Origin of the sequence: Brevundimonas sp. NPDC090276 (assembly GCF_044772165.1) — a bacterium.
Classification (GTDB): Bacteria; Pseudomonadota; Alphaproteobacteria; order Caulobacterales; family Caulobacteraceae; genus Brevundimonas.
On record NZ_JBIVYK010000001.1, the window covers coordinates 720,425 to 735,185 of the forward strand.

19 protein-coding genes are annotated in these 14,761 nt (G+C 69.2%); 10 read left to right on the top strand and 9 right to left on the bottom strand.

From position 1 onward, the window contains the following. The first annotated feature begins 124 nt into the window (after positions 1 to 124). The 5 genes from ACIQTU_RS03405 (at position 125) to ACIQTU_RS03425 (ending at position 3,456) form a co-directional block, all read left to right on the top strand. Positions 125 to 325 (top strand): hypothetical protein, encoded by a 201-nt coding sequence (locus tag ACIQTU_RS03405; RefSeq protein WP_400542323.1) that lies wholly within the window; start codon positions 125 to 127, stop codon positions 323 to 325. Positions 326 to 559: 234 nt separating this feature from the next. Beyond that, on the top strand, positions 560 to 922 hold the full coding sequence (locus tag ACIQTU_RS03410) for a DUF6481 family protein (RefSeq protein WP_400542326.1): 363 nt from the start codon (positions 560 to 562) through the stop codon (positions 920 to 922). A gap of 225 nt (positions 923 to 1,147) precedes the next feature. Then, positions 1,148 to 1,627 carry a Dps family protein gene (locus ACIQTU_RS03415; protein ID WP_400542329.1) on the top strand — a complete coding sequence of 160 codons (480 nt, stop codon included), beginning with the start codon at positions 1,148 to 1,150 and terminating at the stop codon, positions 1,625 to 1,627. 100 nt (positions 1,628 to 1,727) lie between these two features. After that, a complete protein-coding gene (locus ACIQTU_RS03420; RefSeq protein WP_400542332.1) occupies positions 1,728 to 2,906 on the top strand; it encodes a cell wall hydrolase in 1,179 nt (392 codons plus the stop codon). 70 nt (positions 2,907 to 2,976) lie between these two features. Then, on the top strand, positions 2,977 to 3,456 hold the full coding sequence (locus ACIQTU_RS03425) for a hypothetical protein (RefSeq protein ID WP_400542335.1): 480 nt from the start codon (positions 2,977 to 2,979) through the stop codon (positions 3,454 to 3,456). A gap of 19 nt (positions 3,457 to 3,475) precedes the next feature. On the opposite strand, the gene ACIQTU_RS03430 is transcribed toward ACIQTU_RS03425, so the two are convergent. Further along, a complete protein-coding gene (locus tag ACIQTU_RS03430) occupies positions 3,476 to 4,522 on the bottom strand; it encodes a hypothetical protein (RefSeq protein WP_400542338.1) in 1,047 nt (348 codons plus the stop codon). 125 nt (positions 4,523 to 4,647) lie between these two features. On the opposite strand from ACIQTU_RS03430, the gene ACIQTU_RS03435 reads away from it, so the two are divergent. Both ACIQTU_RS03435 and ACIQTU_RS03440 read left to right on the top strand, forming a co-directional pair. Continuing rightward, positions 4,648 to 5,343, top strand: a complete 696-nt coding sequence (locus ACIQTU_RS03435) for a response regulator (protein WP_400542341.1) — start codon at positions 4,648 to 4,650, stop codon at positions 5,341 to 5,343. Next, positions 5,340 to 6,680: a sensor histidine kinase gene (locus tag ACIQTU_RS03440; protein ID WP_400542344.1), complete on the top strand. Its 1,341-nt coding sequence runs from the start codon at positions 5,340 to 5,342 to the stop codon at positions 6,678 to 6,680. Before ACIQTU_RS03435 ends, ACIQTU_RS03440 begins: the two co-directional genes overlap by 4 nt. 3 nt (positions 6,681 to 6,683) lie before the next feature. On the opposite strand, the gene trxB is transcribed toward ACIQTU_RS03440, so the two are convergent. Continuing rightward, positions 6,684 to 7,691, bottom strand: coding sequence for a thioredoxin-disulfide reductase (gene trxB, locus ACIQTU_RS03445; protein WP_400542347.1), 1,008 nt, complete (start codon positions 7,689 to 7,691; stop codon positions 6,684 to 6,686). A 70-nt stretch (positions 7,692 to 7,761) separates the two neighbouring features. Between trxB and ACIQTU_RS03450 the strand changes: the two genes are divergently transcribed. Beyond that, the gene (locus ACIQTU_RS03450) at positions 7,762 to 8,064 is read left to right on the top strand and encodes a hypothetical protein (RefSeq protein ID WP_400542350.1); all 303 of its coding nucleotides are present in this window, start codon (positions 7,762 to 7,764) and stop codon (positions 8,062 to 8,064) included. Between the two features lie 49 nt (positions 8,065 to 8,113). Continuing rightward, entirely contained in the window at positions 8,114 to 9,619 is a 1,506-nt protein-coding gene (locus ACIQTU_RS03455) for a DUF389 domain-containing protein (RefSeq protein ID WP_400542353.1), read from the top strand. Positions 9,620 to 9,622: 3 nt separating this feature from the next. On the opposite strand, the gene ACIQTU_RS03460 is transcribed toward ACIQTU_RS03455, so the two are convergent. The 7 genes from ACIQTU_RS03460 to ACIQTU_RS03490 form a co-directional block, all read right to left on the bottom strand. Next, the gene (locus ACIQTU_RS03460; RefSeq protein WP_400542356.1) at positions 9,623 to 10,654 is read right to left on the bottom strand and encodes a mitochondrial fission ELM1 family protein; all 1,032 of its coding nucleotides are present in this window, start codon (positions 10,652 to 10,654) and stop codon (positions 9,623 to 9,625) included. Further along, entirely contained in the window at positions 10,645 to 11,118 is a 474-nt protein-coding gene (gene greA / locus ACIQTU_RS03465) for a transcription elongation factor GreA (protein ID WP_400542359.1), read from the bottom strand. Before greA ends, ACIQTU_RS03460 begins: the two co-directional genes overlap by 10 nt. 152 nt (positions 11,119 to 11,270) lie before the next feature. After that, entirely contained in the window at positions 11,271 to 11,474 is a 204-nt protein-coding gene (locus ACIQTU_RS03470; protein WP_400542362.1) for a hypothetical protein, read from the bottom strand. 68 nt (positions 11,475 to 11,542) lie between these two features. Beyond that, positions 11,543 to 12,211 carry a glutathione S-transferase gene (locus ACIQTU_RS03475; RefSeq protein WP_400542365.1) on the bottom strand — a complete coding sequence of 223 codons (669 nt, stop codon included), beginning with the start codon at positions 12,209 to 12,211 and terminating at the stop codon, positions 11,543 to 11,545. A gap of 10 nt (positions 12,212 to 12,221) precedes the next feature. Beyond that, positions 12,222 to 13,538 carry an amidohydrolase gene (locus ACIQTU_RS03480; RefSeq protein ID WP_400542368.1) on the bottom strand — a complete coding sequence of 439 codons (1,317 nt, stop codon included), beginning with the start codon at positions 13,536 to 13,538 and terminating at the stop codon, positions 12,222 to 12,224. Positions 13,539 to 13,593: 55 nt separating this feature from the next. Then, positions 13,594 to 13,881, bottom strand: coding sequence for a DUF1294 domain-containing protein (locus tag ACIQTU_RS03485; protein ID WP_400542371.1), 288 nt, complete (start codon positions 13,879 to 13,881; stop codon positions 13,594 to 13,596). 3 nt (positions 13,882 to 13,884) lie between these two features. Further along, positions 13,885 to 14,307: an Lrp/AsnC family transcriptional regulator gene (locus ACIQTU_RS03490; protein ID WP_400542374.1), complete on the bottom strand. Its 423-nt coding sequence runs from the start codon at positions 14,305 to 14,307 to the stop codon at positions 13,885 to 13,887. 86 nt (positions 14,308 to 14,393) lie between these two features. Between ACIQTU_RS03490 and ACIQTU_RS03495 the strand changes: the two genes are divergently transcribed. Continuing rightward, positions 14,394 to 14,708: a cupin gene (locus tag ACIQTU_RS03495; RefSeq protein ID WP_400542377.1), complete on the top strand. Its 315-nt coding sequence runs from the start codon at positions 14,394 to 14,396 to the stop codon at positions 14,706 to 14,708. The last annotated feature ends 53 nt before the right edge of the window (positions 14,709 to 14,761 follow it).

The window sequence follows — 14,761 nt, forward strand, 5'->3', positions numbered from 1 at the left end:
GTTTTCGGTGGAAACGCTATTGGCTATGAAGTCGTTACTTGCCTGGTTGGCGCGAGTGCAAGGTGGGAACTTTTTGGTCTCGGCAGCGTTGCAAGCTCAACCATTTCAAGGAGTTCCCTGCCTGATGACCCGTTCCCCGATCCGCGCCGCCGTCGTTCTCGCCTTGGGGGTCTCGGCCCTGGGACTTTCCGCGTGCGGACACACGATCGAGCAGAAGGCCGCGACCGGCGCCATCGCCGGCGCCGTGGTGGCCGGGCCGGTCGGGGCGGCGGTCGGCGGGGCCGCGGGGGCGGCGGTCGGCCATATCGACAAGAAGCCGCACTGATCGGCTGTCTGCGGCGTCGCTTGCCGACGGCGCCGCGAGCCCCATTTGTCGGTTCGGACGCGATCTCGGCCCTAAATTGCGTGTTTGAGGGTCCGAAGCGGCGGCAGAGCTTGATTTCTGCGCCAGATTCCGCTTTGGCAGCGCGCCGGGCCGTTCGCGCATCCGCACGCCCGCCGGGCCGCCACTGATCGGCGTCGCCCCTCATCAGAGTTTCAAGGAAGACCGCCTCTACGCATGCGAGACCTCAAACAAACCGGCTTCAACGATCGTATCTCCGCCCAGCAAGACGCCAAGAAGGCCCTGCTGGCCAAGTTCAAGCCCAAGCCGACGGTCCAGGATCCCGAGTTCGAGAAGCTGGCTGAGAAGCGCGCCGCCGAGAAGGAAGCCCAGCGCCAGCAATTCGAGCTGGAGAAGGCCGAGATCCGCCGCGAGAAGGCCGAGAAGGAAGCCGCCCGCCTGGCCGCCGAAATGGCCGCCCAGGACGAGGTCGACGCCGCCAAGCGCGCCGCCCGCAAGGAGCGCAAGCAACTGACCAAGGAAGAGCAGAAGGCCGCGCGCGACGCCCGCTACGCCGCCCGCAAGGCGCGCCAGCGCTAAGCTCTGAACTGACCGATCCGACGGCGGGGCCGGGCGTAACGCCGGGTTCCGCCGTATGTGCTCCGAAGCGGCGGATGGCGGGTTCAGACCTGCAACGCCCCGGCGACTTCAGCGTTACGGCAGCGAAGATTCATGTGCGACGGGTCGTCGCCGCCCCTTGGCTGGCGTGCGAAAAGACCTAACTGCAGAGCTGGATCTTTCGTACGTCACGCATCAGGAGCAGACATGACCGCCGCCATCGACACCGGCCTGAAACCCCAGGAACGCGACGAGGTCGCCCGCGAACTGTCCAAGGTCCTCGCCGACAGCTTCGCCGTCTATCAGAAGACGCACGGCTATCACTGGAACGTCCGCGGGCCGGAGTTCTTCAGCCTGCACAAGCTGCTGGAGCAGCAATACAATGAAATCTGGGCCGCGCTGGACGATATCGCCGAGCGCATCCGCGCCCTGGGCGAACTGGCCCCGCAGAGCGCTTCGGCCTTCGCCAATCTGACCTCGATCAAGGACGGCGATCCCGAGAAAGATGCGAGCGCCATGCTCAAGGAACTGATCAAGGACCACGGCGTGCTGATCGCCACGGCCCGCGCCGCCCTGGACGCCGCCGACAAGGTGGGCGACGAGGCCAGCGTCGATCTGATGACCCAGCGTCTGGCCGCCCACGAAAAGGCCGCCTGGATGCTGCGTTCCAGCCTGGGTGATCGCTGACCCCTCACGGAACGGTAATCTTCGGGCCTGAAAAGCGCCGGATTGGGCGGTCACTTCGATCACCCTCCGGCGCTCGCCAGCGCCGCACATGGGACGCTGGATGCTGAAAGGCCGACTGCCGCAGCTGAAGACGACCGGACGCCAGGCTCTCGCCGTGGCGCCCATGGCCGTGGCCGTCAGTCTGGCGGTCATGGGCCTGGCCATGTCGGCCAGCTCCAGCGTGCGTCCCGATCTGGACCGCACCGCCGAGGCGGTGGCGCGCGCCACCGGCGGCGATCTGACCCCGAACGGACTGAAGCTGATCATGGCGCGGCTGGATCCCGGCCAGCTGGCGATCGCGCAGCGCTTCGATCCGGCGCTGAACCAACCCGAACTGTACGGTCTGACGCCGGGGTGGGAGAGCCTGAGCCTGGGCGGCAAGCCGTCACTGGACGCCGGCGTCTCGGGCCTCGCCGCTCAGCAGTTGAACGCGGCCATGCCCAACGCCTTCGGCGCCTTGCAGCCCGCCAGGCCCTTCGACCTGCGCCCCGCCACCGAGGCGGATCGTAAGCGCGCCCTGCGCTGCCTGACCCAGGCAGTCTATTACGAGGCGGCGCTGGAGCCGACCGAGGGGCAGGAGGGCGTGGCCCAGGTCGTGCTGAACCGGGTGCGCGACCCCAACTATCCCGCCACGGTCTGCGGCGTCGTCTATCAGGGCGCCGAGCGGACCACCGGCTGTCAGTTCAGCTTCACTTGCGACGGCGCGCTGAGCCGCGCGCCTATTCCCTGGGCCTGGAATCGCGCCGCCCGCGTGGCCGAGCGCGCCCTGGCCGGCCATGTGGCGACGCGGGTGGGCACGGCGACCCATTATCATGCCGACTACGTCCATCCCTGGTGGGCGCCGACGGTGGCCAAGATCACCCAGGTCGGGGCGCACATCTTCTATCGCTGGAAGGGCGCGCCCGGCGAAAGCGCCGCCTTCGTCCAGAGGTCGGCGGGCCGCGAGCCGCTCATCGACGAGGCCCGCTTCGCCCAGCCCCGCATCCTGCTGGCCGCCGACAGCGTCGAAGAGGCCCTGGCCGGCGCTGCCCCGAACCAGCTGCGTACCGTCGAGATCGACGGCCAGACCCGCGTCGTCGGCATCGCCAGCCTGGGCGGCCGCCGTCAGGCCAGCAAGGAAGAGATCGCCGCCATCAACGAGCGGCTGAAGGCCTACGAGGCGCCGACCGCTGCTGTGACGCCGCCCCCGCCGGGCGTCACCGCCATGGCCGTCGAGGAAGTCGGCAAGCCGGCGGCCTGATTGACCTCGCCGTGAAGGTGACGGACGCTGTATCTCAAATCGGCCTAGAGCGTCTTGCGGGGGGAACAACATGCTTGTCGCCAGTTTGATCCTGGGTATGGTTCCGCCGGAGATCGAAGACAGAGCTGCGCTGGCGACCGTCGCGATAGGTCAGCCGGGCGCAGCGTCACATCAGACGATCGCGATTTCTCTCGCACGGCCCCTCGGAGCGCCCCTTACAAGAGAGGCGTGGCAGTCGCTGACCTGGCATGCGGTACGGACCTCCTCGCGTGGGCAGGAAGAAATCACATCGGATGGCTGTCCGGCCTTGAAGACGGCGGCTCTGGCATTTCGCGAATTGCCGCCCATCACCCCGACGCCGGTCGCCACCATTGTCCGCGACGAACCCCTGCCGCTGAACGTCATTGCGCTCGGCGGCTGGGGCGTTACGGTCTCCTACAAGACCTTCAGCGGCGCGGACGTGTCTGTTTCCGGCTCAGACGCCTACGCGGCATGGGGCTCCGGCATGGTGAACGGACTGCTCGATTGCTGGGAGCATCCCCTTCCCTGAAACCGAGTGCTCGCTGGTTTCAGAGCCGGCGCGCGTAGTCGATCCAGCCCCTCTGCAAGTCCGCGAGCGAGGGCGGCAAGCCGCGCGCCGCGCCCTCGTTCGCCAGCCAGGCCTCGAAGCTGCGACCGTCCGCCAGGGCCGCAGCGATGTCGGCGAGGATGGTCGGGCGGCCGGAGGTCTGGATCAGATAGTCGGCGAAGACCCGGCTCTGGATGTAGAAGACGCGTTCCAGCGCCGCCGGGCGGGCGCCGGCGCCTGCGGGGGTGAAGCTGACGCCCACGCCGACGCCGCCGCTGGACGAGACAACCTCGGGCGCGGCGGCGACGGCGCGCGCCAGGCCGGGGTGTTCGCGCGACAGCAGGCCGGGCAGGTCCAGCAGCAGAGCGCGGCCCTCGACCGGACCGACGGCGGGGACGACTTCGCCCTTCATCAGGGCGCGGAACTGGTCGCGGCGCTGGGCGGCGGTGGGGTCGTCCTCCAGAACCACGGCGGCGGCTTCGTCCAGCCAGTCGGGGCCGGGGCCGCCGTAGTGGGGGGCGGCGTTCGCGTCGGTTTCCAGGCGTTTGGGCCAGAAGGCGGCGGTGAACCACAGGTGGCCCAGCTCATGCGGCACCATGCCCGCGTCCAGCGCGGCCTGGGCCTTGGCGTCGGGGATCTGGGACAGGGCGCGGGCGACGACTTCCTCGGTCTGGGCCGGGCTCATGTTCTGCGAGGCGGCGAAGCGGCGGGTGCCTTGCTCGACGCTGCGGCGGGCCGCCTCGTCGAAGGCGCGGGGCGCGGGCCAGGGCAGGACATGGGCGAAGCCGGCGGCGCGCAGGGCGGCGCGGTCCGGCGCGGGCGGGGTCGAGAGGACGGCGTAGGGGGCGATGTCGCGGCCGAAGCGGGCGGTGAAGCGGGCCTCGCCCGCCTTGGCGTAGCCCGCCAGCCGTTCCGCCTCTTCCGGCGTTCCCGCCAGGGCCACGCCGCGGCCGGCGACGGCGCAGCTGAGCTCGGGCGCCGCTTGCAGGGCGCGGGCGCACAGCGGATCGAGCGCGGTGGAGGTGAGCAGCAGGGCGAGGGCGAGCATGGGCGTCTCCGAAGGTGGGAGGCTGACGCTCGCCGGCGTCCGTATCGCCTTCATGTCGAACAGGAGGCTTGCGAGGCGCGCGCCGACACAAGAGAGATACAGAAGGGGCGGAAGACCGGGGGATCATGAGCGCGACGGCCGACATCCTGATCGTCGATGACGACGCCAGCCTGAGGGCGGCGCTGGGCGACTATCTGTCGGGCGCCGGTTACGCCGTGCGGACGGCCGACGGCGGGGCGGCCATGGACGCCCGGCTGGCTGAGGCTCTGCCCGATCTGGTCGTGCTGGACGTCATGATGCCGGGCGAGGACGGCTTGTCCATCTGTCGGCGGCTGCAGGGGCGGGCGCCGGTGCTGATGCTCAGCGCCATGGGCGAGACGACCGACCGCATCGTCGGCCTGGAGGTCGGGGCCGCTGATTATCTGCCCAAGCCCTTCGAGCCGCGCGAGCTGCTGGCCCGCATCCGCGCCGTCCTGCGCCGTCCCGTGCAGGCGGACGAGGCGACGGACCGCGCGCTGGCTTTCGAGGGCTGGAGGCTGGAGGCGGAGGCGCGGCGGTTGAATGACCCGACGGGGATGGTGGTCGAGCTGACCTCGGGCGAGTTCGCCCTGCTGCTGACCTTCGTGCGGTCGGCGGGCCGCATCCTCAGCCGCGACCAGATTCTGGAGAACACCCACGGGCCGCTGGCCGAGAACTTCGACCGGGCCGTCGATCTGGCGGTCAGTCGTCTGCGGCGCAAGCTGGAACGACCGGGGCAGGCGGCGCTGATCGAGACGGTGCGCGGGGCGGGGTATCGTTTCCGCGCGCTGATGCAGCGGTGAGCCGTCTGTCCATTCGAACCTTGGCGGCGGGCTTCACCGTCGCGGCCATCCTGCTGTGCCTGACCGTCAGCTTCGTCATCGCCCTGGCCTTTCCCGCGCCGCCGCCCGCACGGGTGACGCTGGCCGAAGTGCAGACGGCGCTAACGGGCGAGGGGGGCTGGCGGCGGCGTCTGGTCGCGGTGCCGCCCTTCGAGGCCGCACGCGAGGGACAGGCCCTGGTGGCCCAGGCCGGTCTGGCGGTCCTGCTGGACGCGCCGATGGCCGAGGTGCGGGTGCGGCCGCTGACGCCCGAGCGGGTTCCGGTAGGGAGACCGCCTGCCTCTTCGTCAGCGCCGTCCGAGGGGGTGAAGACCCTGCTGGCGGGCATGGCCCTGTCGCCGGGGATGAGCTTCGCCCCTTTCGAGGCGTCGGTGCGTCAGCCGGACGGGCGCTGGGCGGTCGTGACGCCGCCGTCGCCGTGGCTGACACCGCAGCGGCTGCGGATGGGGTTGGCCTTCCTGATCGCGGCGGGCGTCCTGCTGCCGCTGGCCCTGTGGTGGGCGGGACGGCTGACCGCGCCCTTTCAGCGGCTGGCCGAGGCGGCGCGCGGCGACCGTCGCGCCGCCGCCTTCGTCAGCGGCCCGCGCGAGGCGGCTGAGGCGGCCCAGGCCCTGGACGCCATGCGCGACCGTCTGGGCGAGGCGCTGAAGGAGCGCACCGCCATCATGGCCGCCGTGGCTCATGATCTGAGGACGCCGCTGACGGGCTTGCGCCTGCGGGTCGAAGGGCTGACGGAGGCTCCGCGCGAAGCCGCCGTGGCCGACATCGCGCGGATGGAGCGGTTGATCGCGCAACTGCTGACCTATGTGCGCGGCGAGGACGCGCCCTGGACGCTGGAGCCGCTGGACCTGGCCGATCTGGCCCGCGAGGGCTTGGCGCGACAGGTCGAGATGGGGCGGGACGTGAGGCTGACCGCCGAGGGCGAGCATTTGATCCAGGGTGACCGGGATCAGCTGGATCGGGCGCTGGGCAATCTGATCGACAACGCCGTGCTCTATGGCGATCGGGCCGAGGTCGTCGTGACGTCCGAGGGAGGCGAGGTCGTCTGCACCATCGACGACGCGGGACCGGGGCTGCCGCCGGATCAGCTGGAGGCGGTCTTTTCACCCTTCCGCCGTCTGGAGGCCTCGCGCAGCCGCGCCACCGGCGGGGCCGGGTTGGGGCTGTCGATCAGTCGGTCGGTGGTCGAGCGCAGCGGCGGGACAGTGTCCTTGAGCAACCGCGCGGAAGGCGGGCTGAGGGCGACGGTGCGCCTGCCCCGGTTGGCGCCCGCCCTGTCGGAACAGGGCGGGTCCTAGAAATCACCAGGCGCCGATCTTCTCAGCTTCGGCGTGGCTGATGGGGTTGTGGGCGGCCTTGTGATCTTCCTCGGCGAGGAAGCGGGCGGCCTCCAGGGCGGCCATGCAGCCCATGCCGGCGGCGGTGACGGCCTGGCGATAGACGTCGTCGGTGACGTCGCCGGCGGCGTAGACGCCCTCGATGGCGGTCGAGGCCGTACCCGGCTTGACCCGCAGATAGCCGCCCGAGTTGATCTCCAGCTGACCCTTGAACAGTTCCGACGACGGGGCGTGGCCGATGGCGATGAAGACGCCGTCGGCGGGGATTTCCGACAGGTCGCCGGTCTTGACGTTCTTGAGGCGCACGCCCGTGACGTTGCGGGCCACGCCGTCGACGACGCCGAGGATTTCATCGACCGTCACGTCCCAGATCACTTCGATCTTGGGATGGGCGAACAGGCGGTCCTGCAGGATCTTCTCGGCGCGGAACTCGGCCTTGCGGTGGATGACCGTGACCTTCTCGGCGAAGTTGGTCAGGAACAGGGCTTCCTCGACCGCGGTGTTGCCGCCGCCGACGACCACGACCTGCTTGCCGCGATAGAAGAAGCCGTCGCAGGTGGCGCAGGCCGAGACGCCGAAGCCCTGATAGTCGGCCTCGGATTCCAGCCCCAGCCACTTGGCCTGGGCGCCGGTCGAGATGACCACGGTTTCAGCCAACAGTTCCGCGCCCGAATCCAGCGTCAGGCGGAAGGGGCGCTGCGACAGGTCGGCCTTGACGACGATGTCGTGGATGACCTCGGTGCCGACGTGCACGGCCTGGGCCTGCATCTGCTCCATCAGCCAGGGACCCTGGATGGTCTCGGCGAAGCCGGGATAGTTCTCGACATCCGTGGTGATGGTCAGCTGACCGCCGGGTTGCAGACCGGCGATGACCACCGGGTTCAGCGAGGCGCGGGCGGCGTAGATGGCGGCGGTCCAGCCGGCGGGACCGGAACCGATGACGGCGAGGCGGACAGTGCGGGGCGTGCTCATGACGCCTATTTAGGCGCGAGTCGTGCGATGCGCGATGCTAGCTTGTCATTTCCATGGAGGGGATTTGATCATGAGCAACAAGAGCGCGGCCTTTCTGCCGATCGGCATCGGCATCGGCGTCGGGCTGGCTGTCGGCGTGGCGTTCGGCACAGCCATCGACAATCTGGCGCTGGGGCTTTCACTGGGCGTCGCGGTGGGGGCAGGGCTGGGCGTGGCCCTCATGGGGTTCGGCAATATGAAGGTGCAGAACAACAGGAAGGCGGCTGACGGTTCCCCGATGGCAGTGGACAGCGGGGCTTCGACATCCAGTAGCAGCCACTGCGCGCCGAGCATGGACTGCGGCGGGTCTGACGGGGGCGGCGGGGGCGATTGACGCACGTCGTCATGGAGGCCCATGCTCCTTCAAGGAACAGGGTGATGCCATGACTTCAGCCGCCGATCCGGTACGTGAAACGCGCAGCTATGTCCGCCGTCTTCTGGCCGCCGCGCGGCGGGGCGTGGATCGGGACGCGGTCGAGGCCTCGGTCTACGACAACGGCGGCTTGAGCGGCCGCTATCTGATGATGACGGTGATCTCGGCGGCCATCGCGGCCCTGGGCTTGATGCTGTCGTCGCCCGCCGTGGTCATCGGGGCCATGCTGGTGTCGCCGATGATGGGGCCGATCGTGGCCCTGGGCTTCTCGCTGGCCCTGCTGGACTGGAACCGGTTGAAGCAGTCGCTGACCGCCCTGGTGGTCGGCATGGCGGTGGCCCTGACCGTGGCTGTCCTGCTGACCCTGTTGTCGCCGTTGAAGGAGCCGACCAGCGAGATTCTGGCGCGAACGCGGCCCAACTTCTTCGATCTGCTGATCGCGATCTTTTCAGGGGTGGCGGGGGCCTATGCGGTGATCCGCCAGCGCGGCGAGACCATCATCGGCGTGGCCATCGCCACCGCCCTGATGCCGCCAGTGGCCACCGTCGGCTTCGGCATCGGCACCGGGGACCTGTCGATCTCGGTGGGGGCCTTCTATCTGTTCATGACCAACCTGCTGGCTATCGCTCTGGCGGCGACGCTGACGGCGGGCTTCTATGGCTTTCGGCCCCGGCTGATGGAGCGGCCTTCGCCGTGGCGGGGGATCGCCGTGCTGGCGGTCTTCGTCCTGCTGTCGATCCCGCTGGTGATCTCTCTGCGGGCCATCGGGCTGGAGAGCCAGGCCACGGCGGAGACGCGGACGGCGGTGACCGACATCTTCGCCGGGGCGGATTCGCGCGTCACCCTTCTGGACGCCCGCAGCGAGGGCAAGGGGGTCACTGTCTCGACCCTGGTCAGCACGCGAAGGCTGGTGCCGGATGCGCAAAAACAGCTGCAGGACCGGCTGTCGGCGGCCCTGCATACGCCGGTGACGGCAACCCTGGATCAGATCGTGGTCGCCGATCCCCAAGCCGCCGCGCGCGCGGTTCAGGCCAGCACCGGCTCGGCGGCGGACCCTACGGCGACCCTGCGCACCCGCCTGTCCGACGCCGTGCCATTCGCTACCGACGCGGTCATGGTGGACGCCGAGGGACGGCGCGCCATCGTCCTGCTACGGCCCGACGCCGGGCTGGATCTGGCCAGCGCCTATGCCCTGGAGGCGGGGCTGCGGGGGCGCTTCGAAGGCGTGGATGTCTGGGTCACGCCGCCGGTTCAGGAACTGTCCGTGGTCGATCTGGGTGATGCGGGCGCAAGGACGCGGGCGGTCTGGGCCCTGACGCGCTGGCGGGCCAGCCCGGCGGTGCGCGACTGCCGCCCCGCGCCGGGCGTCGCGGGGGCTGAAAGTCAGGAGGCACAGCCGAATGCGGGCGAGGCCTTCCGCGCTCAACTGACGGCGGCGGGCGTCACGATCCGCGCCGAGCCGGGGCCGGAGTGCCGTCGGGGCGACCAGAATTTGGCGAGGCTTTCGCTGGGCTGAGGATCAGCCCCGAGCCGCCATGGCCTCCAGCACTGCCTTGGCCGCGCGTTCGGTCTCGTTGAGCGGGGTGTAGGACCAACTGTCCAGCGTGCCGTCGAAGGGCCGCGCCGCGCCGTGGGCGGCGAGGTCGGCGTGCAGCCGGGCGAACTTGCCGGCGGGCTTCAGCGGGATCATGGGCAGGATGTGGACCGGCTTGCCGGTGGAGGCGGCCTCGGTGGCCATATTGGCGCTGTCCTCGGTGACCAGGACGTGGTCGGCGGCGTCCAGCATGGCGAACAGGGGGTTGTCGCCGCTCCCGTCCCAGATCCAGCCGGGCAGAGCCGACAGGCGCTCGGTCATGATCGCTTGAGCGGTCTGCGGCGTGCGGCGCGAGAAGGTCAGCAGCAGAGAACCGCCTGCGGCCTCGACCGCCGTCTTGATGCGGTCGGCCAGAACGGCCGCGTGGGCCTCGGACAGGTCAAAGGCTTTCGACTTGCCGCCGATCATGACCGTGACGCGCGGGTGCGGCAGGGCGTCGATGCGGTCGGCGAAGGCCGGGGCGGCCTCGGCCAGCCTTTGAGGCGTGATGCGGTGGGGCGAGCCGATGATCTCGAAGACGTTGTCGCCGGACAGGTCGTCATGGGCTGGGGCGACGATCAGATCGTAGGCGCTGTTCTTCCAGCGCGGGTCCTGGGTCTGGACCGTGAAGGTCCTGCCGCCGCTCCAGTCGCGCACGCGGGCGGACAGGGGCAGGCTGGCGCGGCCGGTGGCGATCCACAGATCCGGCCATCGCGCGACCGTGCGCGGATCGAACGACCCCGGCGCTAGCATGGCGGGAATCTTCAGCCCCGACGGCCAGCGGTCGAAGGCCGGGCGCCAGCGAATGTGCTGCATGTCGATATCGGCGGGGGTCAGGCGGGCGACCGCCTCGGCCAGGCCCAAAGCCTGGTTCTGGATGCCGGTCCGGCCGTCGGACACCGCCCAGATGGACAGAGGGCGCGCGGCGGAACCGCGCGCCCCTGTGGCGTCCTCGTGGAGAGGAGAGCTTACTTCCACTCGACCTTGAGGATCTCATAGGCCTTCACGCCGCCAGGCGTGTTGACCTCGACCACGTCGCCGACCTCTTTCGAAATCAGGGCGCGGGCGATCGGCGAGGCGATGGAGATCTTGCCCAGCTTCACGTCGGCCTCGTGTTCGCCGACGATCTGGTAGACGCCTTCTTCCTCGGTGTCCTCGTCCACGAAGGTGACGGTGGCGCCGAACTTGACCTGGCTGCCCGACAGCTTGGTCACGTCGATGACCTGGGCGCGCGACAGCTTGTCCTCGATCTCGGCGATCGAGCCCTCGATCCAGCCCTGACGTTCCTTGGCGGCGTGATACTCGGCGTTTTCAGACAGGTCGCCGTGCTCGCGCGCCTCGGAGATGGCCGCGATGACGCTCGGCCTTTCGACCTGCTTCAATTGCTTCAGTTGTTCGTCGAGGACACGGTAGCCCTCGGCCGTCATCGGCACTTTTTCCATTGTGTCGTGAGTTTCTTGTTTCGCCCGGAGACTAAGGAGAGACGGTAATCAGCACAGTCACGATCACGGGGCGCGCGTGATCGGCCAAAGAGGGTAGGGCGCCTGTTCGCCAAACTCAAGTAGGACGACGGGCGCACCGCCAAGCTGCGGCGTTACGGCTCAAGCCGCATCGGGCGACGCCCCCGTTCCCGACCCCGCCAGCGTCGCAGGGTGGTCCAGGCTATCAGCCCCAAGGCTCCGCCTGCGACCAGGACGAACAGGTCCGAGATCACCCCCACGCCCGCCGCGATGAAGGCGATGACCAGACAGACCGAGGCGGCGAGGGCCGCGACAAGGGAAATGACGCACAGGCGCATGGGGGCGTAAACGCCATCGCCCCGGCGGGGTTTCAGCCTCGCGCAGCCGTGATCGACGAACGCCGACCTCAGGCGTAGGCGTAGTCTCCGCCGCGCTCCAGGGCGCGTTTCCAGGCCGAACGGGCGTGGGTCGTCTGCAGGAAGCGCGCGATGTTGGGATAGGCGGCCAGATCGACGGCTCGACTGGCGGCGGCCTCCAGCGGGAAACTCATCATGATGTCGGCGGCGCTGAAATGCGCTCCGGCGAACCAGCCGGTGGCGGCCAGTTCCTTCTCCTGCCAGTCGGCATGGGCCTTCAACTGGGGATCGATGAAGCTGGCCTGCGCCTTGGCCGCGATGCCGTTGATCAGGGGACGGACCAGACCGGGCGCGCGTTTCGGCAACTGGCTGAACACCAGCTTCAGCAGCAGCGGCGGCATGGCTGAGCCCTCGGCATAGTGCAGCCAGTAGGTGAAGCGCCGTCCGTCCGCCGTGCCGCGCGCCGGACGCAGGCGGCTCTCGAGGTCATAGGTGTCCAGCAGGTATTCGATGATGGCGCCGGTCTCGGCCACGCGGACGTCGCCGTCGTCCAGCACCGGCGACTTGCCCAGGGGATGGACCGCCTTCAGTTCACGCGGCGCCAACATGGTGGCCGGGTCGCGCTGATAGCGCTTGATCTCATAGGGCAGGCCCAACTCTTCCAGCAACCACAGCACACGCTGCGAACGGGAGTTGTTCAGGTGGTGGACGACGATCATGGCGACCCCCTCAGCCTTTGGGCATCAGGGCTTCGGCGGCCAGGACCGAGCCCTCGACGCCGAGGGTGACGGCCGGTTCCGGCGTGATGCGGAACAGGGGCGAATGGTGGCCGGGGGCGGCGTCCACCTGATCGGCGGGGGTGCCGCCGACGCTGAAATAGACGCCCTTCACCCCGCTTTCGGGGGTGACGAAATAGGCGAAGTCCTCGGCCCCCATGCCGCCGCGCGGCTTGTCGATCAGCACCTCCTCGCCCAGTCCGGCGGCGAAGGCGGCGCGGACGCGGGCGGCGGTGGCGGCGTCGTTGATGGTGGGCGGGGTGTTTTCCAGCGCCGAACGGGTCACGGTCGGCAGCTTGTCCTCGGGCACGCCGAGGGCCAGGGCGGTGTTCCGGCTGATGCGGTCGATGCCGTCCAGAAGCTGGGTCCGCACCTCGGGGCTGTCGGCGCGCACCGTCAGCTGCATGTCCACGCGGTCGGAGATGATGTTGTGCTTGATGCCGCCGCGGATGGCGCCGACGGTGACCACGGCCCCGTCCAGCGGATTGGTTTCACGGCTGCGCAGCGACTGCAGCGACACCACGATCTGCGACGCGACCAGCACCGGATCGACGCCCAGATGCGGCGATGCCCCATGGGTGCCGACGCCGTGCACGGTGATGTCCACGCTGTCAGAACTGGACGAGGTGATGCCCAGCGGCGCCTCGATCTTGCCCGTCGGGGTGTCGGCCGAGACGTGGAAGGCCAGGGCGTAGTCCGGCTTGGGGAAGCGGGTGTAGAGGCCGTCGTTGACCATGGCCCGGGCGCCGAAGATGCGCTCCTCGGCCGGCTGGGCGATCAGGACGAGGGTGCCGGACCAGTTGCCCTTGCGCGCCGCCATTTGGCGGGCGGTGCCGACCAGGGCGGTGATGTGCACGTCGTGGCCGCAGGCGTGCATGACGGGCTTCTCGACACCGTCGCTGTCGACCTGACGGGCGGTCGAGGCGTTGGCGAGACCCGAGGTCTCGGCCAGCGGCAGGCCGTCCATGTCGGCGCGGATCATGACGGTCGGCCCGGCGCCGTTCTTCAGCACCGCGACCACGCCCGTGCCGCCGACGCCGGTGGTGACCTCATAGCCGAGGGCGCGCAGCTCCTGGGCCATGCGGGCGGCGGTTTGGACCTCCATGCCGGACAGTTCCGGGTTGCGGTGGAAGTGGTCGAACAGGGCGCCGAGGTTGGCGTCGTAGTCCGCCTTGACCGCCGCCCTCAGTCCCGCGTCGTGCGCCAGAGCCGGCGCGGCGCCCGCCGCCAGAACCGTCGCCAGCACGGCCGTGATCGTCAGTTTTTTCATGATGTCCCCCTGATCCCTGCGGCGACCTTATGCCTTTCGCGGGGGGCGGCAAGGGTCAGACGCTTAACGGGTTCCGGATCACGAGGGCGACGGCGGTCAGCAGGACGAGGACATAGAGGCTGAAGATCAGACCCAGCCAGGTTGCGAAGGGCTGCTTGCGGGTCTTGTGACGCAGGATGTGCTGACCCATCCAGGCGCCCAGGCCGCCATAGGCGACCGCCAGCAGCAAGGCGCGTTCGGAGATGCGCCAGCCGCCGGCCCACGCCTGCGCCTTGTCGAACCAGAACAGGCAGAAGGCGATCAGATTGCCGGCCAGCAGGAGCAGCAGGATCAGGTCGATCATGGCCTAGTATCGACGCAGGACGATCTGGCTTTGCTTCGCGCTGATCAGGGGGCTGGTCGCCACGGCGTCGTTCAACTGCGAGAGGGCGTCCAGCGACGGCAGGCTGACCAGGGCGACGGCGTCGCTGTCCCCGCTCACCGACATGACCGAGGTGACGCCGCTCAGCGCCGCCAGCCATTCCAGGGCGGGCGCGCAGGGGCGGTCGGCGATCTTGACGGTCAGCACAGCCTGAACCGAGCCCGCGGCCTCCGACACCTCGGCGCGGTAGCCCCGGATGACGCCGCTCTGCTCCATGCGGTTGATCCTGTCCTGCACGGCCTGACGCGACAGGTGGACGCTCTTGCCGATGGCGCTCACGCTCATGCGGGCATCGGCGCGCAGCAGGGCGAGGATCTTGGCGTTGGTGGGGTCGATGTCCGGACTCATACCGCGATGTGCATGCACAATCCGTCGTTCCGCAAGGTGCGTCCGCCCCCTCGATCATGAGATTTCTCGAGGAGAAGGAGAGACCCATGCAGTTGGTGAAAGCAAAAGAGTTCGTGGCCGATCGGGCCTGGGGGGCGCTGCCCATCGAAAGGTTCGCAGGCTCGACCACGGTCGAGTTGCATTGGACGGACCATCCCTATCGCTGGCACGTCAATGACGGCCCGGAGGTCTTTGTCGTCCTCGACGGCGAGGTCGAGATGCGGATTCGCAAGGACGGCGTCCAGACCAGCGTGCACATGCAGCCCGGCGACATCCTGCATATCGCGGAGGGAGAGGCGCATGTGGCCCATCCGCTCGGCGTGGCGCGGGTTCTGGTCATCGAGACCGCCGGGTCAGAATGAAAGAAGCCCCCGGCGTCGGAACGCCGGGGGCTGATTTTCACGACTGGGCCGTG